The 24,641-nt window shown below is 73.6% G+C and carries 21 protein-coding genes; 10 read left to right on the top strand and 11 right to left on the bottom strand.

Annotation, left to right across the window (positions count from 1 at the left end; translation table 11 throughout):
* Positions 1-4: 4 nt before the first annotated feature.
* The 5 genes from ACIPW5_RS05190 to ACIPW5_RS05170 all read left to right on the top strand — a co-directional run bounded on the left by ACIPW5_RS05190 (position 5) and on the right by ACIPW5_RS05170 (position 4,789).
* Positions 5-172 (top strand): hypothetical protein, encoded by a 168-nt coding sequence (locus ACIPW5_RS05190; protein WP_401240569.1) that lies wholly within the window; start codon positions 5-7, stop codon positions 170-172.
* A gap of 247 nt (positions 173-419) precedes the next feature.
* Entirely contained in the window at positions 420-764 is a 345-nt protein-coding gene (locus ACIPW5_RS05185; protein ID WP_401240567.1) for a hypothetical protein, read from the top strand.
* A 156-nt stretch (positions 765-920) separates the two neighbouring features.
* Positions 921-1,619, top strand: a complete 699-nt coding sequence (locus tag ACIPW5_RS05180; RefSeq protein WP_401240565.1) for an ABC transporter ATP-binding protein — start codon at positions 921-923, stop codon at positions 1,617-1,619.
* Positions 1,616-3,799, top strand: a complete 2,184-nt coding sequence (locus tag ACIPW5_RS05175) for a hypothetical protein (protein WP_401240562.1) — start codon at positions 1,616-1,618, stop codon at positions 3,797-3,799. Before ACIPW5_RS05180 ends, ACIPW5_RS05175 begins: the two co-directional genes overlap by 4 nt.
* Positions 3,800-4,078: 279 nt before the next feature.
* Positions 4,079-4,789 carry a VOC family protein gene (locus tag ACIPW5_RS05170; protein ID WP_401240560.1) on the top strand — a complete coding sequence of 237 codons (711 nt, stop codon included), beginning with the start codon at positions 4,079-4,081 and terminating at the stop codon, positions 4,787-4,789.
* 21 nt (positions 4,790-4,810) lie between these two features.
* Here the strand turns inward: ACIPW5_RS05170 and ACIPW5_RS05165 are convergent, their stop codons facing one another.
* Positions 4,811-6,283, bottom strand: a complete 1,473-nt coding sequence (locus tag ACIPW5_RS05165; protein WP_401240559.1) for a hypothetical protein — start codon at positions 6,281-6,283, stop codon at positions 4,811-4,813.
* A gap of 20 nt (positions 6,284-6,303) precedes the next feature.
* Here ACIPW5_RS05165 and ACIPW5_RS05160 point away from each other — a divergent pair, with 20 nt between their 5' ends.
* From ACIPW5_RS05160 to ACIPW5_RS05150, 3 genes are all read left to right on the top strand, one after another.
* On the top strand, positions 6,304-10,956 hold the full coding sequence (locus tag ACIPW5_RS05160; protein ID WP_401240557.1) for a hypothetical protein: 4,653 nt from the start codon (positions 6,304-6,306) through the stop codon (positions 10,954-10,956).
* 324 nt (positions 10,957-11,280) lie between these two features.
* Entirely contained in the window at positions 11,281-11,976 is a 696-nt protein-coding gene (locus tag ACIPW5_RS05155) for an RES family NAD+ phosphorylase (protein ID WP_401240554.1), read from the top strand.
* A 684-nt stretch (positions 11,977-12,660) separates the two neighbouring features.
* Positions 12,661-13,068, top strand: coding sequence for an XRE family transcriptional regulator (locus ACIPW5_RS05150; protein WP_401240551.1), 408 nt, complete (start codon positions 12,661-12,663; stop codon positions 13,066-13,068).
* Here ACIPW5_RS05150 and ACIPW5_RS05145 read toward each other — a convergent pair.
* The 4 genes from ACIPW5_RS05145 to ACIPW5_RS05130 all read right to left on the bottom strand — a co-directional run bounded on the left by ACIPW5_RS05145 (position 13,050) and on the right by ACIPW5_RS05130 (position 16,738).
* A complete protein-coding gene (locus ACIPW5_RS05145) occupies positions 13,050-14,150 on the bottom strand; it encodes a hypothetical protein (RefSeq protein WP_401240549.1) in 1,101 nt (366 codons plus the stop codon). The two genes, ACIPW5_RS05150 and ACIPW5_RS05145, sit on opposite strands and share 19 nt — an antisense overlap.
* A 64-nt stretch (positions 14,151-14,214) precedes the next feature.
* On the bottom strand, positions 14,215-14,673 hold the full coding sequence (locus tag ACIPW5_RS05140) for a hypothetical protein (RefSeq protein WP_401240546.1): 459 nt from the start codon (positions 14,671-14,673) through the stop codon (positions 14,215-14,217).
* 74 nt (positions 14,674-14,747) lie between these two features.
* The gene (locus ACIPW5_RS05135) at positions 14,748-15,920 is read right to left on the bottom strand and encodes a hypothetical protein (RefSeq protein WP_401240543.1); all 1,173 of its coding nucleotides are present in this window, start codon (positions 15,918-15,920) and stop codon (positions 14,748-14,750) included.
* Between the two features lie 179 nt (positions 15,921-16,099).
* Positions 16,100-16,738, bottom strand: a complete 639-nt coding sequence (locus tag ACIPW5_RS05130; RefSeq protein WP_401240540.1) for a maleylpyruvate isomerase family mycothiol-dependent enzyme — start codon at positions 16,736-16,738, stop codon at positions 16,100-16,102.
* A 134-nt stretch (positions 16,739-16,872) separates the two neighbouring features.
* On the opposite strand from ACIPW5_RS05130, the gene ACIPW5_RS05125 reads away from it, so the two are divergent.
* Positions 16,873-17,625 carry a hypothetical protein gene (locus tag ACIPW5_RS05125; protein WP_401240538.1) on the top strand — a complete coding sequence of 251 codons (753 nt, stop codon included), beginning with the start codon at positions 16,873-16,875 and terminating at the stop codon, positions 17,623-17,625.
* A 161-nt stretch (positions 17,626-17,786) separates the two neighbouring features.
* On the opposite strand, the gene ACIPW5_RS05120 is transcribed toward ACIPW5_RS05125, so the two are convergent.
* The 4 genes from ACIPW5_RS05120 to ACIPW5_RS05105 all read right to left on the bottom strand — a co-directional run bounded on the left by ACIPW5_RS05120 (position 17,787) and on the right by ACIPW5_RS05105 (position 20,622).
* Positions 17,787-18,644: a helix-turn-helix domain-containing protein gene (locus ACIPW5_RS05120; RefSeq protein WP_401240535.1), complete on the bottom strand. Its 858-nt coding sequence runs from the start codon at positions 18,642-18,644 to the stop codon at positions 17,787-17,789.
* A gap of 9 nt (positions 18,645-18,653) precedes the next feature.
* Entirely contained in the window at positions 18,654-19,514 is an 861-nt protein-coding gene (locus tag ACIPW5_RS05115; RefSeq protein ID WP_401240533.1) for an alpha/beta fold hydrolase, read from the bottom strand.
* Between the two features lie 170 nt (positions 19,515-19,684).
* Complete coding sequence (locus tag ACIPW5_RS05110) at positions 19,685-20,251, bottom strand: S1 RNA-binding domain-containing protein (RefSeq protein WP_401240530.1); 567 nt, start codon at positions 20,249-20,251, stop codon at positions 19,685-19,687.
* A gap of 113 nt (positions 20,252-20,364) precedes the next feature.
* Complete coding sequence (locus tag ACIPW5_RS05105; RefSeq protein ID WP_401240527.1) at positions 20,365-20,622, bottom strand: hypothetical protein; 258 nt, start codon at positions 20,620-20,622, stop codon at positions 20,365-20,367.
* Positions 20,623-20,773: 151 nt separating this feature from the next.
* Here ACIPW5_RS05105 and ACIPW5_RS05100 point away from each other — a divergent pair, with 151 nt between their 5' ends.
* Complete coding sequence (locus tag ACIPW5_RS05100) at positions 20,774-22,123, top strand: tetratricopeptide repeat protein (protein ID WP_401240525.1); 1,350 nt, start codon at positions 20,774-20,776, stop codon at positions 22,121-22,123.
* A 62-nt stretch (positions 22,124-22,185) separates the two neighbouring features.
* Here the strand turns inward: ACIPW5_RS05100 and ACIPW5_RS05095 are convergent, their stop codons facing one another.
* Together ACIPW5_RS05095 and ACIPW5_RS05090 are read right to left on the bottom strand one after the other, a co-directional pair.
* Positions 22,186-23,454: a ParB/RepB/Spo0J family partition protein gene (locus tag ACIPW5_RS05095; RefSeq protein WP_401240522.1), complete on the bottom strand. Its 1,269-nt coding sequence runs from the start codon at positions 23,452-23,454 to the stop codon at positions 22,186-22,188.
* A complete protein-coding gene (locus ACIPW5_RS05090) occupies positions 23,451-24,611 on the bottom strand; it encodes a ParA family protein (protein WP_401240521.1) in 1,161 nt (386 codons plus the stop codon). The genes ACIPW5_RS05095 and ACIPW5_RS05090 overlap by 4 nt, the downstream gene beginning before the upstream one ends.
* Between the last annotated feature and the right edge of the window lie 30 nt (positions 24,612-24,641).

The following is a 24,641-nucleotide window of genomic DNA, read 5'->3' as shown; positions in this document are numbered from 1 at the left end:
CACCTTGCGGCCCGGATGTGAAGGCCGCGAGGCGACCGTCGCGCACCCCACCCTCGCGGCGCTGCTCACGGTCGCCGCCAGTGGGATCACCGTCATCGCCAGGGCCATCGCCGCCTTCGTCACGGCCTCCCGGAGGTATCCGGAAGTCGCACCGCCGCTGAAGGGTGACTGAGCCGAATGTGCGCGGGCTGCAGCAGAGGACGGCTGGCGGAATTCTGTGATCCAGGAGCGTACATCCAGTCAAACAACCGTCCTGTAGCCCTGAGCATGGCCAGATGTGCGATCTTCGCTTGCGCAACTCGAATGGCCATGCGAAGTTCATCGGCGGTCACACCCACCCGACAACGGGCTGGGTGTGGTGGGTTCACCGCACCTGCCCATTTGCTCCCCCGTGCCCAGCACCTTCAAAGGAGTCAAAGATGCGAAAGCGTGCCGGCGTCTTAGCCGCGCTCATGACCAGCTCCGCTCTGCTCGCCGTCGCCGCCCCCGCTGCCCAGGCCAAGGTCTGCGCGTACAACAGCTGCTCAAGCGCCTATGCCGACTGGCAAGGCGTCGTTGCCTGTGATGGCGACGCCGACGGCAATGCCGTCGCCAGCAACTTCTACCGGGACAACGGCGCACACGGCGAGGTTGTCGCCTACGGAGGCAAGGGCAGCTGCGCGGAGTCCGGCAGCATCTCCTGGAATCGCGTCTACCGCCACCAGGCCCACCAGATACGCGACTTCGCTCCTGATGCCTGGTCCAGCTGGGAATACCGCTACTAGCCCCAGGCTCCGCCGGCGAGACGGGCCGTTGCGCACGGCCTGCCCGGGGGCCGTCCCGCTCTGATCACGGAAATCACCCATCGGTGATCGTCATGTACGTGCCCGTAGCAGCCACGTGATCTGTGCTTCCGCAACCGGCACTCGTAAGGAGAAGCCGTGTCCTCACCCGTCCCCGCCGCCGTCGCCTCCGCCTCAGCCCTGTCCGCACGGGGCCTGCGCTACCAGGTGACCGGCCGGAGCATCCTCGACGACCTGGACCTCGAGGTGCCGCCCGGCACGAGCGTGGCCATCACGGGGCCCAGCGGATGCGGCAAGTCCAGCTTGCTGAACTGCCTCGCCGGAATCACCCTCCCTGCCGCCGGGACGATCACCGTGGCGGGCCACGACATCACCACCGCCTCCCCCTCCCGGCGTGCCGCCCTGCGACTGGCCCACATCGGAATGGTCTACCAGTTCGGCGAGCTGATACCCGAACTGACGGCGCTGGAGAACGTCGCCCTGCCCGGCCTCATGTCCCCGGCGCGCCCCCACGAGGTGTACGTGCGGGCCGAGGAACTACTCGGGGAACTCGGGCTCGCGGGTCTGCGTACGTCCCCCACCGCCACCCTGTCCGGCGGCGAGAGGCAACGCCTTGCCGTAGCCAGAGCACTCATCGGCTCCCCGGACGTGGTCCTCGCCGACGAACCGACCGGAGCCCTGGACGGCAAAGCCACCCAGGCCGTCGCCGAACTGCTCTTCGCCCTGCCGGCACAGCGCCGGTGCGCACTCGTGGTCGTCACCCACGCCCCCGCGGTCGCCGAGCGCGGCGACACCGTGCTGATCCTTGCCGACGGAAAGCTGGAGAGCGTCCGGTGAAGCACGCACACACCACCGGCACACGTCTCCTCTGGGCGCTGGGCTTCCGCATGGCCCGTACGCGGGGCGGATCCGCGCACCGCGCAGCGCTCGTGCTCGCCGCGCTGCTCGCGCTGGTCACCGTTTGGGGTGTGGTGGCCTCCCACACCGTTCACGACCGGCGTGACGCGCGCATGACCGCCCGCAACCCGGTCCCGGTGGCCGCCGACTCGGCCAAGGCGCGTTGGTGGGAACGTCCGGATGCCGTGGGCGAGCGCGTGGTCTCCGTGGTCTACGTGAGACCCCTGACCTCTGCGATCGACCCGCCACCGGGCCTCCCGCGCTGGCCCGGGCCAGGCGAGTCCTTCCTGTCGCCCGCCCTCGCCGAGGTCGCTCCGGAGCGGTACGGGCGCCCGGCCGGCTTGATCTCTCCTACTGGTCTGGCCGACGGTGCCGAGTTGGTGGCGTACATCAACCCGGCATTGGACGGCTTCTTCAAGGAGGTCGACGAACCCACCTCCTTCATCTCCGGATTCGGCAACCGGCAGCACCACATGTTCTTCGTGAACTCCCACCAGTTCGACCGGGGTATCGCCGAGCTCGACCTGATCGTGGCTCTGATCGCCGGCGTGCCCGTGGTGGCCCTCATCCTCGTGGCGGCCCGCAGCCGCTCGGAAGTGCGCGAACGACGCCTGCTGCTCCTCGACGCGTTGGGCATCCCGGTACGGGGCCGGGCCGTGGTCGCTGCGGCGGAGGCCGCCCGGCCGCTCGGCTGGGGATCCCTGGGCGGGTCCGTGGTCGCGCTGACCGTCTCGGTGACCTCGCTGGTGCTGCCGTTCACCGGCTATCGCGTGTGGGCCGAGGACCTGCGAGCGGCCCTGGTGTGGCTTCCGCTGTGCGCGGCCGCGACGTTCACCGTGCTGCTCGGGGTGAGCGTGGCCGGATGCCTCGTCCGCCGCCGGCGCGGCGGCACGGCCGTGGCCCGCCCGGGCGCAGCCGGAGGCGGTCGATGGCCGGCGGTGGTGTTCGTCTGCGCCCTGACGGTGGCCGCCTGGGGCTCGGAGTACCGGCATACCGCGGGAAAGGTCGCCTTCGCGGTCGGAGCCATGGCCGCGCTCATTGTGCTCCCGTACGCCACGGCCCGGCTGGCCCGTCTCATCGGTGCGCGGCTCGCCCGCAGCGGCGGCAGGAGCGGGGACGCGGCGCGGATCGTGGCCGGGCGGTGGCTCGCGGCCCGGCCGCAGGCGCTGGCCCGGCTCAGCGCCGCCCTCGTCGTCGGCCTCGGCGTCATCGTCATCGGGCAGGTCATCACCACCCAGTTCGCCGGCCCCGCCGAAGCCGCCCGGGCCCGCCACAACGCCGCAGACGGAGTGTTGATCCAGGTCCGGGCCCGTAACGTCCCCGCCACCGCCGACGGCTTCGTAGCAGCCGTCGGCGCCGACCAGGTGGTGCGCTACTCACCCGACCCGAGCAGAGCCGGACTGCGACTCACCGGCACCTGCCGCGCCTTGGCCGCACTCGGCGCCGTCAGCGCCTGCCCGTCCGAGCCGGTGATCGCTGAGCGCGCGTTCAACGGGCTGTCGCCGCTGGGCCGGGAAACGTTCGGCGCGAGGGACGTCCTGCCCGCTCCGCCGGTAACGGTGTGCGCGTGCGCCGCACCCGTCGAGGGGGACAAAGCCCTGTTCGGGTTCCTCGTCATCAACCGCGACGGCCCGGCGGGCGTGGAGGCGGTCGAGCGGGCCGCGTACCGGAACCTGATCGGCCCGATGACCGAGCAGCCGGGCCAGTCCTGGTACCTGGGATCGACAGCCCAGGCGGCACAGGTGCGGTGGCTGCTGGACGTCGGGCTCCTCGGCATCGCGGCGCTGGCCGCTGCGGGCGCCCTCGGAGCCGCAGGAGTGTTCATCGAGCAGTCGCAGGCTCTCGGCCCGCTGGCCGTTTTCCAGACCGGACGGCGCTTCTACCAGCGGGTCGCCCTGTACAACCTCGCCCTGCCCCTGATGGCCGTCGGAGCCGTTGGGGCGGCAGCGGCGGCCCTGCTGGGCGGCTTGATGATCAACCTGGGCAAGGGCGGCTGGATGTCCACAGGCCTGCTCGGCGCCGGGCTCATCGCCGTGGCCGTCTCTGGCGTGGCCGTAGCCTGGACGTGCGGCCGCACCGCCGCGACACACGCTGCCTCCTGGGTGCCCCAAGCCGACTGAGGCGCTCTGCCCTCACGTGGTTCCCGGGTTCGCCGACACCTGGACCCGGTGCGCAATCGTCGGGTCGATGCGTCTGACGGGGGCGACGTCCTGGTGCGCGGCGAGCGCCCGGTGAAGGCAGCGACGCCAGCTCGCGCGTTCTCGCTGCACCCGCAGGGACGTCCACACCACCGTGGTCGGGACCGGGACCTGTGGGGCGGTCCGGAGCGCGGGGCGTGCTGCCGACGGGCCTAGGCCATCCGCCGGACGGGCCCGCCCGTGAGCTGCGAGGATGCGGGCATGGAACGGGTACTGAGCCGTCGTGAGGCCTCGGAGGCCGTCCACGACCACGGCTGGCGCTACTTGCTGGGCGCCCTGCGGACGTCCGTCCCGGTCGACTCGCTGGCCGGGGCGGTCGCCCTGGCGGCGGAGGCCGTCGCGGTGTGCGGCGACGACGCCGACCGGCACCTGCGGGTCGACGCCCGCCCCGAGCGGCTCGTGCTCACCCTGCAGTCGCTGGACCGCGCGGCCGTCACCACCCGGGACACCGAACTGGCGCGCCTGATCACCGCCGCCGTCGGAGCCGTCGCCGTCGGCGGGAGCGGACCGCCGGTGCCGCAGCCCGAGATCGCGACGGGCGCACCGCGCTCGGTCCAGCTCCTGGAGGTCGCGATCGACGCGCTGCACATCGCCGGGATCCGGCCGTTCTGGAAGGCGGTGCTGGGCTACGCCGACGAGGCGGGCGCCGAAGGGCCGCAGGACCCGCTCGTCGACCCCGTCGGGCAGGGCCCTGCGATCTGGTTCCAGCAGATGGACCGGGCCCGCCCGCAGCGCAACCGCATCCACTTCGACGTCTGCGTCCCCCACGACGAGGCGCCCCGCCGCGTCGAGGCCGCCCTGGCGGCCGGCGGCCGCCTCCTCTCCGCGGCGCGTGCCCCCGCCTTCTGGGTGCTCGCCGACGCGGAGGGCAACGAGGCCTGCGTGACCACCTGGCAGGGCCGGGACGGCTGAGGCGCGCTCCCCGGGCCCGCGTCAGTCCTCCGCTTCCGCCCGCGGCCCGGCCGGGTCGGCCGCCATGACCAGCTGGGTGATGGTGAAGCCGTCCGGGGTGCGGACGTCGATGCGGTACAGGCCCGGGGCCGGGGCGGTCGCCGTGGCGGTGGCGGTGCCGTCCTCCCAGACCGGGGTGAGGTGCATCGGGCGGGACGGGTCGTCGAGGTCGGTCAGGCGGCAGGACAGGCCCGGCAGGGCGGCCACGTCCGTGAGCCGGAGCTTCCAGGGGCGGCCCGCCTCCACCAGGTCCGGGGCGGTCAGGCCGCAGCCGGCCTCGCCCAGGGGCGGGCCCGGGTTGACGTCGTCCCGGACGATCTCGGTGACGGCGTCGAGGGCGGTCCTCGCCCGGGCCACCTCCCCGTGCTGCAGGGGCAGGTGGGTGACGGTGTCGGTGAGGACCGCCGACTCCTTGTAGACGGTGCCGTCCCCGTGCACCCGGAACCAGCGGACGCGGTCCTGCCGGTCGCGCACGAGGCTGCCGTCGGAGTTCTGGCGGGGACCGTCGGGGTGCGGCTCGACCTCGCCGCCGCTGATCGTCAGGTTCTGCCAGGTGGGCTGGTTGACGCCGACGACCGAACGGTGCCCCGGCAGGGTGATCGCCTGCTGCGCGTGGTGGAACCGGGCCGCGTTCCGGGCCAGTTCCGCGCTGCCGCCGATGCCGGCGACGTCGCTCGGCGTGAGGTGGCGTACGTCGTCCCCCGCGCGCACGCTCCGGTACTGCGGCAGCAGGTCGTGCAGGCCGGGCATGGTGGCGCACATGGCCCGGAGCCTGCGGTGCGGGAGCGGTACGGGCGTGCCGCGGCCGGTGGCGAGGATGACGGCGGCCTTGACCGAGCCCCGGAAGGGCGTGCCGAGGGTGATGACGCCGCGGGTGTCCCCCTGGAGGTCGCCGTCGTGGGCGGGGTCGAGGGCCGCGCGGGTGACGAGCCCGCCCATGGAGTGGGCGACGAAGACCAGCCGGCCCTCCCGCTGGTCGACGCGGTGCCCGCGCGCCTCGGCGTGGGCAGGATGGCGGCGCCACGCGGTCAGGTGGGTGCGCGCCGCGTCGGCCAGCAGACGGCCGTTGACGGCGACCGGGAGCCGCCAGTCGTACGCGAACTCCAGGATCGCGGCGTCGTCGGCGACGCTGGTGCGCACCGTGTCGACCAGGTCGGTGTACGGCTCGCTGCCGGCGAGGTACGGGGTCCAGACGGAGTGCCGGAGGAGGCCGGTGGCCTTGATCCGGCCGGTCCTGCCCTCCAGTTCGTCCTCGGTCATGGTCAGGGACTTCAGCCCCGAGGGCAGGGTCCAGGCCTTCAGCAGCCAGGAGGCGCCGCCGATGCCCCAGACGTCCTTGCCCGTCGTCGTGTCGTGCAGGGTGCTGCCCATGATCCCGGGTACGACGACCACCGCGTCCTGGGTGACGTGGTCGGGTAAGGCGTCGTCCTGGCCGTGCTGCCGGTGCTTGTCCATGTCGGTGAAGAATAGGGACCGTGGACGGGCAGCGGGGCGAGATCGGCTTAGCCGGCGACGAACGAGCGGTGGAGGCTGCGGAGACGGCGCAGGCGGTGCGAGGTCCGTCCGCCGGGGCCCTGTTCGTGCTGCCCGTGGAGGACGGGACCGAGGCGCTGCGGCAGGCCGTCGGTGCGCAGCTGGCGGCCGTGTCCCTGTGGTGGGAGGGTCTGCCGCCGGAGGGACCCGGCTTCGACCGGGTGGCGCCCGGCGGCCCCGTGACGAGCCGTCGTGACGTGGAGCTCTTCCTGGACACGAGCGGGATCCGTGAGGTGGAGCCGGACGTCCCCGTGGTGCTGTACGTGACGGGCCACGGCCTGACCGGGGGCGCGGGCCGGCACTTCACGGTCCTGCACGGCACCGACACCGGGCGGCTGCTGGCCACCGGGCTGCGTACGACGGAGATCGTGATCGCCGCCCTCGACTCGCACGCCCGGGACGTGCTGGTCATCGTGAACATGTGCGAGTCCGCCGCCCTCGGACCGGAGCTGCTGGAGCTCGTGGAGAGCATGGACGGCGGACGGACGGCCGGCGCCACGCTGAACGTGCTGACCACGGCGGCGCCCAAGCGGCAGGTGATGGCCGGGGAGTTCGCGCTCGTCCTGCGCCGGGCCCACGAGTGGCTGCGCACGGCCGGCGGGATCACCCGCCCGCACCTGACGATGGAGGAGTTCGGCCGCGCCCTCTACCAGGCGGCGCGGGCGATCGGCGGGGAACGGGGCCGGAGCCTGTCCCTGGACTGCCGCTCGCTGCTGGGCGGCAAGGCGCACGTCCCCACCGCGGCCCTGCCGAACCCGGGCCACCGGCCGGAGCGGGCGGCGGTGGAGGAGAGCCGGCAGGAGGTGGCGGCGAGCCCGGAGGAACTGGGCTACTGGCTGGAGAAGGCCAGCGGCCGCACCGGAGCCGACGACCCGGGCTGGTACTTCTCCGGCCGCAGGGAACTGAACACCGCGGTGGTCTCCTTCCTGACAGGTGCGCCCGGGGTCCTGGTCGTCACCGGCATCACCGCCAGCGGGAAGTCGGCCATCCTCGGCCGTGCGGTGACCCTGAGCGACGCCCGGTTCAGGGCCTCGGAGCTGTACGCGGCCGCCGTCGGCCACTGCCCGCCGCACACCGTCCCGGACGAGGGTGCGGTGACCATCGCGGTCACCGCGCACCACCGTGAGCCGCTGGGGCTGTTGCAGGTCATCGCGCGGAAGCTGGGGGCCGCCCCGGACCCCGCGGGCAGGGACCACCTGAGCCGCTGGCAGCTGGGGCTGCGGGGGTTCCTCCGCTCCCCCGGGCCGATGGTGACGGTCGTCGTCGACGCCCTGGACGAGGCGACCGACCCGGCGGCCCTGGTGCACCAGGTGCTGGTGCCGCTGGCCGGGCACCTCGCGCACCCGGCCGCCGCCGGACCGGCGCTGCCCGTACGGCGGGGGGTGCGGCTGGTCGTCGCCGTCCGCAGCAGCGACGGCCGGGAGGACGGGGGCGACGGGGCGGACGTGGACCTGCTGGGGCGGCTGCGGGGGGCGTTCCCCGCGGCGGCCGTGCTGCGCACCGACGGCGAGGACATGGCCGCGGACGTCGCGGGGTACGTACGGGCCCTGCTGGACGGGGAGGGCCACTGGGCCGGGCACGACCTGGCCGAGGTGTCGCGGACGGTGGCCGGGGCGGCCGGGCGGTCCTTCCTCGACGCACGCGTGGCGGCGCACCAACTGCGCGCCGGGGGGCCGCGGCTGCTGGCGGACGCCGGCTGGCTGGAGCGGCTGGGCGAGGGCACGGCGGGACTGCTGGAGGACGATCTGGAGCGGGCGGCGGAGGACGGCCTGGCCGTGGACGAGGCGCTGGCGCTGCTGCGGGCGACGGCCTTCGCGCAGGGCCGGGGCATGGCCTGGGGCGAGGTGTGGCCGGCCGTGGCGGCCGCCGTCGCGGGGCGCCCGGTGGAGGACGCCGACGCCAGGATCCGGGTACTGCTGGAAGGCCGTCTCGCTGGGTATCTCACCCGTGACGTCGAAGAGGACCAGCGGGTGTACCGGCCGGCGCACGACCGGCTGGCCGCGGTCCTGCGCGCCCGGCCCGCGGGGGTACGGGCGCCGGTTGGGGGGATGGGGATGACGGACGGTCAGGACGACCCTGCCGAGGGGACGGACGGGGCTCGTGGGGTGGACGCGGCGGACGAGGGAGGAGGTTCGGCGCCGGGGGGTGCGGACGAGGGCGACGCCGCCGTGCACGCCCGCATCGCGCGGGCGCTCGCCGACCTGGCCGCCCCGCACACCGCGGGCGGCGCCGACGGCACCGCCCCGCACCCGTACGTGCGGCGCCACCTCGCGCGCCACGCCCGCCTCGGCGGGGTGCTGGACGACGCGCACGTCCCGGCCGAGGTGCTGCCGTGGCTGACCGGCAGCCCGGTCCGCGGCCTGCTCGGGCCCGGACGGGGGCAGGAGGGCCGGCTGTGGCTGGAGGCGTGGGCGGCGGTGGAGCCGTACCTGCACCGGGCCGACCACCCCTCGCGGCTGGCCAGCCTGCACCTGGCGCACACCGCGCTGCGCCACCCCGGGCTCCCGCGCCCGCGTACGCCGGGGAACACGTCACCGCTGGCGGTGCTGTGGTCCCGGTGGGCGCCGCCGGTGAACGTCCTGGCGGCCCTCCGCACCCCCGTGCGCTCCCTGGCGGCGGTTCCGGCACCGGACGGGCGTCCCGCCCTCGCGGCCGGCGACGACCGCGGCGGGATCGAACTGATCGACGCGGTCGAGGGAACGGCGGTCCGCGAGCCGATCGCCGCGCACGAGGGCTCCGTACGCCGCCTGCTCCTCGCGCCGCGGCCGGCACAGTCGCCGCTGCTGGTGTCCGGCAGCACGGACGGCACCCTGCGCCTGTGGGACCCGGTGACGGGGCACCGCCTCGACCGGTTCCGTGCGCCCGGCGGGGTCTGGATCGCCGACGTGTGCGCGTACCGCGACGGCGGGCACGAACTCGCGGTGGTCTGCGTCGACGGGAACGGGGTGGTGGTCCGGTGGAACGAACGGATGGGCGCACTGGACCTGTTCACCCTGCCCGGGGACACCCCGCGTACGGCCGTGACCGCGCTGGCGGTGGTGGAGGACCCCGCCGGACGGCCGCTGCTGGCGGTCGCCGACGACGCACAACTGGTGTTCCGGGATCCGGAGACCGGGACGGAGGTCGCCCGCTTCGAGTCCCCGGCCGACGTCCTGGTGCTCGCCCCTACCACGCGGCCCGGCACGGTCGCGGCCGGCCACGCGGACGGGAGCGTCACCGTCTGGGACACCGGCGGGCCGCTCGCCACCCTCACCGGCGCCGGCGGGGCGGTGACCGCCCTGGCCGCGCTCGCCCTGGAGGGCCGGGCGGACCCGGCCGACCGGGCGGCGCCGGGCCGGCGGCACCTGCTCGCGGCCGGGACCGGCAGCCGCATCGCCGTCTGGGACACGTCCCGGTGGGACACCGCCGCGAAGGAGCCGCCGGGGCTGCTGAGCGGGCACACCGCCGCCGTGACGGCCCTCGCCCCGCTCACGGTCCCGGTCCCGGACGCGTCCGCCGGCGGCGACGCGGAGCTGCTCGCCTCCGCCTCCGGCGACGGCACCCTGCGCCTGTGGGACCGGGAGGCCCTGGAGCGCGCGGTGGCCACCGCGCGGACACCGGCCGGACCGGCCCCGACGGGCGGTGCACTGCTGGCGGAGGGGCCGGTGGGCCCGCGCGGCCCGTCGTGGTTCGCCCTCAGCGGCGGCCACCCGTACGTCGAGGTGCGGGACGTCGGCACGGGGGACGCGGTCGCGCGGATCGACACCAGCCGGCCCCCCACCGCGCTGGCCTGGGCCCGGCGGCGGGAGGGGCGCGTGCTGATGTCGGCCGGGTACGACGACCACGGCATCCGGCTCTGGGACGCGGGGACCCGGGAGGCCCTGCCGGACGTCCTCGAAGGGCATTTCCTCCCCGTCCGCGCCCTCGCCGCCTGCACCACCGCGGACGGCCGGCACCTGCTGCTGAGCGGCGGGGACGACGAGACGGTGCGGCTGTGGGACCTGGACGCCCCGGGCCCGCTCGGCAAGTGGACCGGGCACGACCTGCGGGTCCTGGCGGTGGCGGCCGCCCCGTCCCCCGCATCCTCTCCCTCCGCTCCCTCCGGCGCCTGGTTCGCCTCGGCCGGGTCCGACGGCACCGTACGGCTGTGGGACCCGGAACACGGCCCGCTGGGCGCTCCCCTGCGCTGCGACCAGGGCCTGCTGCACTCCGTCGCCGTCAACCCCTGCCCGGACGGCGGGCTTCCGCCGCTGCTGGCCAGTGGCGGCGACACGGGCACGGTGCGGCTGTGGGACCTGCGCGAGCGCCGTCCGCTGGGCCGCCCGCTGACCGGGCACACGGCGGCCGTCCACGCCCTGGCCGCGTGGAACGCGGGTGGCGGCCTCGGCAGCTTCGTCGCCTCCGGCTCGGCGGACGGCACCGTCCGGGTGTGGGACGCGGCCACGGGGAGGTGCCGGCTGCTGCTGGCCGCGGGGAGCCCCGTACGCGGTGTCTCCGCCCATCCGGAGGACCCGGCGGCGGAGGGCGGGGGGCGCGTCGTGCTCTCCTTGACGGGGGACGCCGGAGCCGCCGTGGTGGAGGTCGACCTCGCCCGGTGCCGGGCCGGCGGGGCCTGATTCCCGCCGCATGCGCCCCCCGTGTTCCCTCGTGCGCCCCCGTCGGCCACCGCAACCCGGTCGCTTCGGTCGTACCCGGGCACCAAAATGATCGTTCGGCACGTGTCACGGACCGGTACGCCGGCACGGCGGACGCGTTCCGCACATGACCCGCTCATCACACGAGCCACCGCACCCGCACCCGCACCCGCACCCGCACCACCAAGAGACCGGCTTTCCCGGCGGCCGGACTGCCCGCACCCCGCGGGCCCCGGCCGCCGGAGAACCATGAGCATCACCGGCCCGCGACCCGTGGAGGGCGGCCGGAGCAAGGAGAGCGCCCGCATGAGCCCGGACACCGCACAGCCGGACGTCGCCCTCGTCCCCGCGCCGGCCCAGGGCATCTGGCGCCTGGGAAAGCACAAGGAGCCGGTCAAGTTCGAAACGATCAGCCAGGAGGACCACGCCCGGACGGGCGGGAACCGCTGGAGCCTGGTCAGTTACGGCACCCTCTACTGCGCCTCCGAGCACGACGGCTGCTTCGCCGAGGCCTTAGCCCCCTTCCGCGTGCACCCCACCATGCGGGAGGTCATCGCGGACGACTGGCAGGAGCCGGCCTTCATGACCCCCGGGAAGATCCCCCGGGACTGGACCACCAGCCACATCCTGGTCCGCCTGCGGCCGCCCCGGGAGGCCCGCTTCCTCGACGTGGACGACGAACGCACCCTCGCCACGCTCTCCCGCGAACTCCGGCACACCCTGGCCGGGCAGGGCGTGGACCGGCTCACCACGGAGCACGTCCAGGGCTTCAACCGCCGGATCACCCGGCAGATCTCGGCATGGGCCATCACCCAGCGCACCGGCCCCGGAGGGCAGGAACGCCTCATCCACGGCATCGCCTACCGTTCCCGCTTCGGCATGCGCCAGTGCTGGGCGGTGTTCAACGACGTGGCGCTGACGCAGGAGGAGTCCACCTTCATCTTCCCCCAGTCGGACGCCCTGCTGCGGGTGGCGGAGGAGTACGGGCTGACGATGCTCTGACGGCCGGCCGGGTGGGTAGGCGGGCGACCCCAGCCCACCCACCCACCCACCCGAACCCCACCGGAAAACCCACCTCGAAAACCACCCCATCCACATCCTCCGAAAGAACGGAATCACCCCTCCTTCCCCCCTCCCCCAGACCACTCACCCTCCCCCACCTGCAGTCCATCCCCCCAGTTCAGAGGTGAAGTCCGCACCGAAACCCAGAAGTTGACCGTCCGTCGACAACACGGCGGATTCTGCCTAAGAGGTGGAGTTGGAAGGTGATAATGGGTAACCTAAGCAGTACATCGACCAACCTGGATCATGTGGGGGACTCATGAGTGACACCGGTTGCACCGTCAAAGCGCCCTTGGCCATCGGGCCCAGGCCGCCGATCGCGGCACCACCCGGTCACCCGTGTGCCGGATCCTCCCCGTGGACCGGAATACATCGATGGTGAACGCCGACCGCTAGCCGGCCGGCCCACTCCGCCCACCGCCCGCCCCGGTAGACGCTTCCCGGCGGGTCGGGAACACCGCACGAAGCGTTCGCAGCTCGCCGAATCCGAGCGTCCCCTCCGTCTGCCCCCGCGGCAGCACGCGACAGCCGGGTCTCGCGGGCGCACACACCTACACCCGTCGCCTGAGCACGCGACCCGCCGCCGAACGGGCGCGCAGTCAGGGCAACGAGGGAGACCCGATCATGCCTTCTGACACCACCACGTCCCCTGTCGCCGTCGCGAAGAGCGTCGCCAGTGCCGAGCGGGCCCACGCGGCCTCCGTACGCATGGGCATCAGCGAGATCGCCCGCTTCCTCCAGGAGAACCTCGGGCAACGCCTGACCGCTCGGATCGCCAACATCAGCGACCCCAAGCAGGTCGGCAAGTGGGCCTCGGGCAGCACCGTCCCCCGCCCCGAAGCCGAGGAACGCCTCCGCGCCGCGCTCCAGGTCTTCCAGCTCATCCAAGACGCCGAAAGCCTCCACACGGCCCGCGCCTGGATGATCGGGATGAACCCGCAACTGGAGGACGAGGCCCCGGCCCAGTGCATCGCCGACGGCCGGCGGCGCGACGTGATGGTGGCGGCCCGCGCCTACGTCGACGGCGGCTGACCACCCGTACCCGACGGCGGCCAGGGGCCGGCGAGCAGCCGCTGGGCCTCCGCGACGATGGCTCCCGTCAACTGCTCGTCCGCGCCGCTCCGCACGGCCTCGCGGCCGTTGTAGGCGTCGACGCTGTCGACCAGCCGCTGGAGCGCCCTCGGCCGGCCCAGCGGACCCCACCCTTCGTAGGTGATCACGTCACCTCCGGCACCCGGCGCCATGCTGCCGTTCACGATCAGCCGGAGCCACCAGCGCACGAGTTCCCAGCGCGCCACCTCCCAGGGGACGGCGGTGTCGTCGGCGGGAAGGCCCTCCGTCAGCTCCAGCTCGCCCAGCACCTGCTCGAAGAGCACCTCGGCGGCTTCGTACTCGCTGCGCGCAAGCCCGGCGAGGAGGGGCAGGGACTCCGTCTCCACGTCCAGGACGAGTGCCATCAGCCCTGCCTCGACCAGCTGGTACGGATGGTGCCGCCGGCCGATCAGGCGTTCCAGCGCCAGCATCCGCACGTACGCGACGGCCTCCGCCGTGGTGCCCGCGCCGGGTGTGTGCGGGGTGGGCGCGGTGACGTCGATGCCCGGACCTCCGTTGACGAAGTACGACCAGAAGCCGACCGTCGAGCGGGGCGGGAAGGTACTCGACCGGCCGGTGAACTCCCGCCGGACGTAGTCGGCGAGGTCGTTCCCGTAAAAGATGATGTCGGTCTGGTGGACGGACAGCACGGGATGCCCCCACTCCCCCGCCGTGCCGGGCAGGTAGCGGTGGCCGTAGACGGGCACCAGCCGAGGGACGGTCGACAACGCGGACCGGGCGATCCGCAGCGCGTCGTACGTCCCTGCGGGCTTCGGACCCCAGTCGGGATGCCAGAAGCCGCCGTGCTCCACGTCGAAGAGGACTCCCTCCGCCGGCCGGGCGAGCCGCGAAGCCAGGTCCTCCGGGTCGCCGTTCCGCCAATCGGGCCACATCGGCGATCCGTGCGGCAGCCCTGCTCCGAGGAAGACCCGGTGGTCCGCCGAGAAGGCGAAGCCGAACCGTGCCTCGACCGCGTCGAGTTCCCGCGCATCGAGCCCCGGCCCGATCTCGGCCGGAAGCATGCGCTGAAGAGCCTCGGCTGCCTCCGGGGTCAGCCGCGGCGGTGTCCGCGAGGTCGTCCCGGGGTCAGTTCCCGCCTGCACGGGCATCCTCCGCGGCTCCGTCGGGCTCGCACCCGAAGGCGGCTGCCAGGACGGCGGGGAGGTCCGCTTCCGGGAGCGTGGCGCGCAGCTCGGCCAGGACCTGCGGGAAGTCCTCGTCGTCGATGGCACCCCCGTACTCCTGCCGCAACCGCCGGATGACCTCGACGAGTTCGGGCCCCAGCTGCATCCAGGCACGGGAGTCGCGGATCTCCGCATCGACCTGGTCCACGAACCAGCGCAGCACCTCGCACGGAACCTCCGCGCGCCCTCCGGCGGTGTGGAAGCGCACCGTCGGCTCCCTGGCGGGGTCCTCGTCGGGGACGACCGCGGTCGCCAGGTGGTGTTGCACGGCAACGTGCTCCAGTTCCAGGTGCCAGGCTTCATCGGCTACCGAGTACATCGCGACGACGGCGTAGTCGTCGTGGGGGGTCAGGGGCGGCATGGGCGCATCGTGTCATGCGCATCGCGGGGCGGGCCCCTCGATTTCGCCCGCCGCCCCCGACCCGGGCGGCAGGGTCAGCTGTCGTGGAGGAGCGCGAACGCCTCGGCGTAGTCGGCGTGCGCGGCCTCGAACGACCGCGCGGCGGCGAAGAACATCGACCGGTCCGTGAGGGCGCGGGCGAGGCGTACGGGGTCGTCGGACAGGCCGCGGGCGAGCGTCACGCCCTCGTCGAAGTACGGGGTGAGCCGCTCCTCGAACCGGTAGGGGTGACCTCCGTCGCGGACGGCCGCGCGGATGCCGATCCTGCGCCGGACGTCGACCAGTTCGGGCAGCCGGCCGGCCCCGCGCAGTTCCGCCGCCTCGGCTTCGAGGCCCGGCAGCATGCCCTGGAAGGCGTCCCGCACGTCACCCGACCATCCGCCCTCCGTGCCGAACGGCGGCATCGGCGACTCGGGGCTCGCGGCGGGTTCGGCTGCCCGCCCCGACAGGACGAACAGGGTCCGCCACCAGTCGAGGATGCAGCTCCAGTTGTGCGGCTCGCCCGTGGTCGCGAGCTCCTCCAGGACGCCGAGGGCCTCGCGCCGGGCGGCGGCAGCACCCTCCCCGTCCCCGACGGCCTCCCGCATGCGGGAGAAGTGGACCAGCTCCCAGGTGAGGATGGCCAGCGCGGTCTTCTGTTCGGCCGCCTTGCGCCGGGTGTCGTCGAGGAGCTCGCGGAAGACGTCGGCCGCGGCATCGTGCAGCCCTGCGCCTTCCAGGTTCGCCGCCCTTCGCACCCGGTTCCAGAAGCTGCGCTCCGTGGTCCCGTTCCGCGCGGCCTCCTCGTCGAGCTCCGCGGCCTCCTCGTAGCGGCCCTCCTCGGCCAGGACGGTCACCAGCGGCCCGCTCCGGCCGGCTCCGGCCAGCTCCTCACAGACGGCGCGCCCTTCCGCCCTGCGCCCGAGGGCGAACAGGGCCGCCTGGTAGGCGTCCAGTGCCCGGCACAACTGCTCCGCCCGGTTCGACGCCCCGGCCCCCAGCCCGCGGGCGGCCCGGGAAGCCTCGCCGGCCAGCGCGACGGCCGCCTTCGGATCCCGGGTCTCGTAGCCCAGCGAAAGCAGGGCGTCGACCAGCTTCGGCCCGTACGCCTTCGGACTCACCTCGGCCAGCACCCGGTACGCGCCGACCAGCTCGGCCCGACTCGGCCAATCAGACCCCAGCAGCAGCACACGGGCCCGAAGCACCGCATCGTGATCGATCGTCACCATTCCCCCTGTCTCCGAATGACGCACGAAGGAGATTCTGGGACGCGGGGAACGGATCGGACAAGCCTCGCGAACTGTGCGTTCCGTCCTACGGAAAACGGCTCTGACCTGTCATGATGGACATGCGTTCGCCCTGAATCCCGAACGGGCCTCCTCCGGGGGTGACATCGGGCGCGCCGGCGTCAGCGGGTGGTGAAGCGGGGTGCGGCTTCGCCGTGGAGGTGGCCGGGCGGGAGATGGCGGCCGAAGGTGAGCAGGAGGAGGTCCTGGGCCGCTCCGTACACCGGGTCCGTGCCGGAGCCGTAGGACCAGTCCATGTCCTGCGCGCACAGCCGTACCCCGGTGAGGTCGACACCGAAGAACTTCAGGCCCCGGGGACGGGTCCCGTCGAGCAGGACGCGCAGCCGGTCCTCGGGGACGCGGCGGTCGAGCCCGAGGGCGGTCGTGATGTCCAGGCCGTGGACCACGTCGTGGCCGAGGGCCGCCGGGAGCCCGCCGACCGGCGGGGTCCACGGGTGGTCGGCATGGTCACGGAGGAAGGCGCCGAGCTCGGCGGCGGAATGGGCGGCCGCGTCACGGCGGGCCACCCGGTCGGTCATGCGGTGGAGGCTGCCCCGGGCCTTGAGGAGTTCGCCCAGGGTCGCGGGGAGGGAGAGCCGGAAGCCCATGGACATGTGGGCCGCGACCTCGCGGACGGTCCAGCCCGCGCACAGGCTGGGGGCGTTCCAGTCCTCGGCCCGCAGGGCGTCGAACACATCGGCCAGCTCGCGGCGTTCGGAGGCGATGGCCACTTTGAGGGTGGGATCCGTCGTGCTTCGCATGGGTCAAGCCTGCGGGCGGCCGACCCCGTAGGGCCAATAGAGGATCTTGCTGGCATCCAGAAGCAGTGGTTATGCGCCGCCCCTCGCCCGCCGCCCCTCCCCCGCCGTCGCGCGGCCGCCCGTAGGATCGGCGGATGATCAGACGGGCCCCCTCCCCCTCCGTGTGCGTCGACGTACCCGACGGGCACGGTGTCATCGAGGTGACCGGCGACGAGGGCGGCAGCCTGCTCCTGCTCGCCGGCGACCCGGCGTTCCTCGAAGCCGGCGACGGCTGCGGCAGCGTGGGCCGGCTGGCGGCCCGAGCGGGTGCCGGCGCTCCCGGGCTCGCCGAGGTCAAGGAGCTCACCGACTGGCTGGGCTCCCCCGGCCTCGTGCACGATCCGCGGACCGGGCAGATCGGGCCACCCGATCCGGAGTACCTGCGGCCGCTGCTGTCGCTGCTCGCCCCCGGGCGGTACGTCCTGAGGGCCGAGGTCGCCCCGCACCACCTGCGGGTGGTCCACCCGCGGGCCCTCCGGGTCCAGCACTGGTACGCCGACGAGGACCTCGCGCTGGTGACCACCGACGTGTGGCCGCCCCGGGACCACCGGACGGTCCGCCGCTACCGGGACCGGATCCGCGCCGGGGGCGAACTGCCCGCGCTGGTCGCCCTGTTCCCCACCCCCGACAGCCGGGTGGGCTACCTCCTCGACGGCCACCACAAACTCGCCGCGTACGAGCAGGCGGGGGCCGCCCCGCTGATCATCAGGCTGACCCCCCAGGCGCCGCGACCCGTGCGCCGCGAGGACCTGACCCGCGCCCGGCCGGCGTTCACGGACGGGACGGGGCGGCATCAGGACGAGGCACTGGGCAGGGTCTTCGCCTCCATGCGGGCGGAATCCGTCTGACGGGTGGGAGGACCGGATGCGTGCACGGCGCCGTTCGTCGGCGACGGCGTCGGCGACAGCGACAGCGACGGCAAGGAGCCGCCGACTTTTGTCCGCGGACAAAAGTCGGCGGCTTCGGAGCAGCCCGGCACCCGCGGACAAGAGTCCCCCGACACCCCGCCTCAGGGAGTGACCGGCCTCCCCGCCCGCCAGGCGTCCGGCCAGGCGACGTCGTCGATCGCCAGCCACGGCGCTGCCGCGACGGCAGTCGGCGTGAGCCCAGTGAACGCCTTCACCTCGCGGTGCAGATGGGACTGGTCGGCGTAACCGCCCTCGGCCGCGGCGCCTGCAGCGGAGACGCCCGCCGCGAGGAGATGGGCCACACGGTCGAACCGCACCAGCTGGGCGGCCCGCTTGGGGGTGACCCCAAGCTGCGCCCGGAACCGCGCCCACAGCCGCTTGCGGCTCCAGCCGACCTCGTCCGCCAGGCCGTCGATGCGCACCCGGCCACCTCCCGCGACCGTCCGCCTCCAGACGTGGGCGACCTCCGGATCCACCCGCGGCCCCTCCCCGATCCGCCGACAGACGAAGTCCGCCGCCATCTCGAACCGCTCGTCCCAGGACCCGGCTGCACGCAGCCGCTCCTCGACGGCCCCGGCGTCACGACCCCATACGTCGGCCAGGGACTCCACGCTCCCGTCGGCCCCCGCCGACGGGCCGAGCACCGCGGCCGCCGCACCCGGCGGCAGCCGGATCTGCAGGCACTCCCCCACTCGGCCGGACGCCCGCAGCTCCCCAGGGGCCAGGCCGATGACGACACTTCCGCGTCCGCACCGGCCCTGCCCGTCGTAGACCAAGCCCCCCTCGTCGCTCAGATCGATGAGCAGGGTGACGGACGGATGCGCGACCATCGCGATGTCGACGGGTCCGGGAACACGTCGACGGAACCCGGCCATGCTGATGCCCGGCAGCCGGTCCGGAGCCACCGGCACCGCAATGTCGATGCCCGACCACTCGGGTGGTGCACCCTGTGACGACACGTCACCAGTCTAGGCCGGGTCCGTCGGCGGCGTTCCGGCGCGAAGGGCCGCGAAGTCCAGCAGCAGCCGGCCCACTTGCTCGGGCGCTTCCAGCATGGGTATGTGCCCGACGCCCGACAGCATCTCGATCCGCACGCCCGGCACGATGCCGTACTGGCCCGCCGACGCGGGATCCCACCTCGGATCGGCGGCACCGAACAGTACGAGCACCGGGACCCCGAGGGCGGCGAGCCGCTCGGGCACGGGCCGCTCGGCGAGGTATGCGGTGTTCTCGCGCAGCGCCGCGCGGAACGCCCGGTACCTGGTCCTCCGTACGTCGGCGACCAGGCCGGGCGGAAGGGTCACGGGGCCGGCGAGCGTGGCGCCGATGCTTCTGCGGATCACCGCGTCCGATCGCCGCCACCACAGCAGCGGCCCGAGCGGCGGCGCCAGCAGGGCGCGGAGGACGGCCGGCTGGGGCAGCAGGGCGTCCAGGCGCGGCCCGGTGCTGATCATCGCCAGCGAACCCACCAGGTCGGGCCGCTGCTCCGCGAGCGCGGTGGCGACGTATCCGCCGCTGGAGTGGCCGGCCACGGTGACGGCGCGCAGCCCGAGTTCGTCGAGCAGCGCCGCCACGCGGCCCGCCTGCGCCGGAACGTCGTAGGACGTGGCGGGCGGGGACTGGCCGCAACCCGGTAGGTCGATGCGGACGACATGGTGACGGGTGGCGAGGGCCGGGAGCACCGGCTCCCAGGAGGCGCCCGAGGCTCCGGATCCGTGGATGAGCAGGAGCGGCGGCGCGTCCCGCGGTCCATCGCGGTCCACGTGCATCGGCTGCGCGTGCTTTGTGTGCTGTGTGTGCTGTGCGTGCTGTGCGTCGTGGTCCTTCATAGGGGGATGGTGCGGGGAGCCGCAGCTGCCGGTCTTGTACGAATGTCGCGAACGGCCCGCGCCAGGCGGGCGCCGCACTGGCCCGCCCGAGGCCGTCGCCGGCGTCCCGGGCACCCGACTTTTGTCCGCGGACAAAAGTCCGGCACTCCCCCGCCCCACCCCGTCCCCGATCAGAGCTGTGGCGGTAGTGCCCGTCGTCGGGAGAGGACGAGCCGACGGTACTGCCGGTCCACTTCCGTGACGACGACCCTGACCTGGTCCCCGACCCTGACGGCTTCCTCCGGTGTCTCGACCGGTGTCCAGGCGAGCTCCAGCAGGTGCACCAGGCCCTCGATGCCCTCGGCGACTTCCACGAAGGCGCCGAAGGGAACGAGTTTGGTGACCCGTCCCGGCAAGGTCTGCCCGATCCGGGTGTCGTCGGCGAAGGTCTGGAAGGGGTCGGGCCGGGTGGCGCGCAGGGACAGCCGGGCCTCGCCGTTCCAGGTGTCGAACTGGAGGAACTCACACGTCACGCGCTGCCCCACCCGGACGATGTCCGTGGCCTCTTCGAAGCGCTGCCAGGCCAGCTCGGCGAACGAGATGAACCCGACGCCGGGGTAGACGGGGTGGGCGGGGCCGTCGTCGAGGGCCACGAACACACCGAAGGATTCGATGGAGGCGACCCTGCCGGAGAGGCGTTCGCCGAGTGCGAGGGAGCTGAGGAACTCCCAGAGGCCGGGTGTCTCTGCGATGTCCATGGCGCGCCACCCTATGGCCCCGGCTACGGATCTTGAAGGCCGGGGCACCCTCAAGCGCCGCCGACTTTTGTCCGCGGACAAAAGTCGGCGGCTTCGGCGCCCGGTCAGCCCCCTCAGCCCTCCGCCGGTACGAACCGGCTCAGCCGGTACGAGGTCGGGTGGACCAGGCGCCCGCACAGGGTGTCCACGCGTACGGCAGACTCGTCGAGCCCCGGCTCCGATACCCGGAGCTGCCGGACGTACGCCCGGAACTCCGCAGAGTCCTGGGTCTCGAAGAGCACCTCCCACCGCCCCTCGCGGTCTGCGAACCGGGCCGCGTAGCGCTCCGCCTCGACCTGCTGCTGTCGTTTCCTCTTCCGCTGTCCCGGCATCTGCCCAGCATCGTCGGCACCGGACCATCGGTGCAAGATCAGCGGTAGGGCCGGTCGGCTTCCGACCGCATCCGGCACTGCGGAGCGGGTCCCGACTTTTGTCCGCGGACAAAAGTCGGGACCCGCTCCGCGGTGGCTAGAGTCCCCTGTCATGGACGCCACAGCACTCGACCGCCGTGCCCGGACCTTCTCCGGCTTCGTTCCTCCGCCCGTGGTCTCCCGGCTCCTGGAACTGGGCCAGGAGGCGGAGGTGGAGCTCCAGGCCGGTCGCGGCGAATGGTTCTGCGCGCTGGAGTGGGCCCGGCTGGTCGGTGGACGCGGACGGCAGGACGAGGCCCTGGAGGTGCTCGCCCCGTACGTGGACACGGGCTGGTGGACGGCCGTCGAGGCGCAGGTGCTGCTGCTGGAGGACTGGGGGCGGGTGGAGGAGGCGGTCGCGCAGGCCCGGCCGTACGCGAGGGTCGGCGGGTTCAAGCTGGAGCTGCTCGCGCGCCTGCTCGCCCGGCACGGGCGCCTGGGCGAAGCGGTGCCGCTCCTGATCGGCGGGATCGACGACCCGGGTCTCGCCTCCGCCCTCGTCGAGCTCACCGAGGGGGCGGGCCTGGACGAGGAGATCGCCCCGCACCTGACCGCCCGGATCCCCGTCGGGCACCGCTGCGACGAGCCGTGGTGCTGCCGGGGCCTCGGCCCCGATACGGCCATCGGCCTGCTCGCCACGGTCCGCGAGCGTCAGGGCCGGGTCGACGAGGCGATCGCCCTGCTGCACACCCAGCAGTTCCGCAGCCGGGACCAGCTCGCCGACCTCCTCGCGCGGCAGGGCCGGATCGGGGAGCTGCGCACGTACGCGGAGTCCGAGCCCGACGGCTACGCGGCACGGCGCCTCGCCGAACTGCTGGAGGAGGCCGGCGACGTCAACGGCGCCATCGCCGTGTACCGGCAGCCCCTGCACCGGCCCCCTGCGGAGCCGGGCCCGGCCCTGGCCCTGGCCCTGGCCGAGCTCCTGGCCCGGCAGAACCGGCGCGACGAGGCGATCGACGCACTGCGCACCCTCGCGGACTCCCCCGACGGCACGGACGACTGGGTCGTCGACAGGCTGTGCTCCCTGTACGCCGACCTGGGCCGCCCCGCCGACGGCCTGGCCCACCTCGACACCCTGACGGAGGAGGACCGGGCGTTCTTCGTACTGCCCCTACGGCTCCGGCTCATGGCCGCCTGCGGGCGGCTCGACGAGGCCATCGGACTGGCACGTGCACAACCCGGCGGCAGTCCCAGCGAGACGGCCCGGACCCTCGCCGAGCTGCTCGCCGGGGCCGGCCGCGTCGAGGAGGCCGTCGCGGTCCTGGAACCCCACGGCGCCGACCACCCCGCCTGCCTGGCCGGCCACCTCATCGCTCTCGGCCGGGTGGGGGAGGCCTTGGCCCTGTTCCGGAGGCCCGAGCCCGAGCCGTTCGTACCGGTGTGGTCGGGCACGTTCGCCCCGGACGGCGAGGGACGGGCATGACGACGGCCCCGACTTTTGTCCGCGGACAAAAGTCGGGGCCGTCATGAGGAGGGGTTCGGCGGTCAGCGGCTGCCGGTCGTCCTGCCGTTGCTGTCGATCAGGAGCATGGTGAGCTCGGCGCGCTGCCTCGGCGGCATGTTCTGGCGGATCGCCTCGAAGACCGCCTGGGGGTCGCCCCATGAGACCGGAGCCGCGTCCGCGCCCTTCGCCTGGAGCGGGATCGCCATCTCAGGCTCGGGCTCGGGGTCGACATCGGGCTGGGGCTCCGGGGTGCCGTGCGCCTCCGGCGGCGGCGGGGGAGTGGGGCTCACCGCAAGCGCAGCCGGGGCTTCCGGCGCGGCCTCGGGCATCGGCTCCGGGTCCCGACTTTTGTCCGCGGACAAAAGTCGGGCCTCCGGGGCGGCGGTCTGCTCCGGAGCGGCCATGACGGCCGGGACCGGCTCGGCCTGCACCACGGGGGCCGGGGCCGGGGCCGGAACAGGCACCGGGGCGGAAACCGGTACGGGCTCCGGGACCGGGACCGGGGCGGCGGACTCACGGGCCTCGCGCAGTATCTCCCGCTGGGCCGCCTTCGCCTGGGCCTCCTGCGCCTTGTTCGCCTGGAGCAGGTCCAGCAGGGAGGCCGCGTCCACCCCCGGCTGGTCCTTGGCCGCCCGCGCCAGCAGGCGCCCGTCCCGCTCGGGCATGTCCCCGGAGCTCAGCATGGCCTGGATCTCCTCCGGGAGCTCCAGCAGCACCAGCTGGTTGGTGATCCACGACGGCGACTTCCCCAGCCGTTCCGCCGCCCGCGACTTAGCCCCGTGCTCCCGGCCCTGCTCGGCACAGGTGTCGACGAGCTGCTGCACACCGCGCGCCCGCTCGATGACGTCGAAGTCCTCGCGTTCGAGGTTCTCCGCGAGGAGGTGGTCGATGAAGTCGGCACGGGAGGCCGCCAGGTCGTCGCGCACGACGAAGTCCAGGGACTCCAGCCCCACGTGCACGGCACTGCGGAACCGTCGCTCGCCGTTGATGAGGACGTACGCGGCCGCCCCGATCCGGGACGCGTGGTCCGGCCACAGGCCGAGGTAGGCCTCGCGGCCGACGGCGACACAGGCCGAGAGCTGCGCCTGCCGCAGCTCCTCGCCGAACCGGCTCTTCTCCTCGTCCGTGCCGAAGTTGCGGCGCGGGTTGAGGGGGGTGGGGGAGACCTGGTCGAGGGGGACACGGATGAGCTCGTATGCCGGTACGTCGCCCTGCGCGATGGCCTTGGCCCGCCCGCGCTCGCTCCGCCCGCCGGCCCGGCGGGCGTTGCTGAAGGCCGCGCCGGTGCCGAGGAGGTCGCTCTTGCTCATGCCGCGATCCTCCGGGCGATCTCACGCATGGCCTCGGACTGCTCGCAGTCGGGCGCGTAGTGCAGCAGGGGCAGCTTGACGCGCACGGCCTCGCGCTGCTCCTTCAGGTCGGAGATGACGGTGATGACCGGCGGGTCCCCGAACTCCTTCCAGCTGTTGAGGGAGGAGGTGACGACGTAGCCCTTGCGGCTGTCGTAGAGGTTGACGACGAAACCGAGCTGCGCGATGTCGATGTCGAGGTCGTCGATGAGGTCTTCGAGCTGCTCGCTGAGCATGTCGTACGCGTCGGCGGAGGTGTCCTCGGCCTGGACGGGGACGACGATGCCGGAGGTCTTCGGAGCCTCGCCCTCACGGGTGCGGGCGTAGTAGAGGGCGGTGTCCATGGTGTAGCCGAGGCTGGGCGGGCAGTCGACGACGATGTAGTCGAACTCCTTCTCCAGCTCTTCGAGGGCCTTCTCCAGCGCCGTCTCCTTGGTGCGGACGTGGCGGGTGGTGGCCAGCCGGGCGTCGAGGAGGAAGGCGTCCTTGCAGGAGGGCAGGAGGAAGAGGCGGCCGGCGAAGACGCCGTGCTCGATGGGTACGAGGAGGTCGCGGACGCGGCCCTCGATCTCCCCCAGCATGTGCTTGGCGAGGCTGGGCTCCTTGATGCCGAGCATCTCGGCGCCGAGGTGGCGGGTGAGGTGTCCCTGCGGGTCGAAGTCGATGACGCAGACCCGGGCGCCCGTCTCGGCGAGGGCCTGGGAGACGCCGTTGCTGATGGCGCTCTTGCCGACGCCGCCCTTCTGGTTGCAGACCACGATCCGGCGGGCGCCCTCGTTGGCCGGGCGGCGGCGGCCCATGGGGGAGGGGTGGGTGTCGAGCCAGAGGCGGATCGACTGGGCGACGCCCTGGTTGTACGGGATCTCCCGCGTACGGCAGTCGTCCTTGAACTCCCCGTACAGGCCGGTGGGGAGGTAGGTGGAGAAGGAGGAGGAGCCTGAGGTGTCCACGGGGGTGGCGGCCGAAGCGTCGGCGCGCCAGGCGTGGATGCCCTCGGTGACGGCGTCCTGGATGTCCACGCCCAACTGGGCTGCGCGGACCTTGAGTTCCTGCCTCAGGGACGCGGGCAGCTTGGCAACTACCTTTTCCCTGACTTCCGGATCGTATGGGGCGGTCATGCGGGTACCTTACTAACCTTCCGGCGGGAA

Source organism: Streptomyces sp. NPDC090077, assembly GCF_044747545.1.
In the GTDB taxonomy this organism is placed as follows: Bacteria; Actinomycetota; Actinomycetes; order Streptomycetales; family Streptomycetaceae; genus Streptomyces.
Note: the sequence above shows the minus strand (reverse complement) of the source record. Positions and strands in the feature narration are given on the sequence as shown.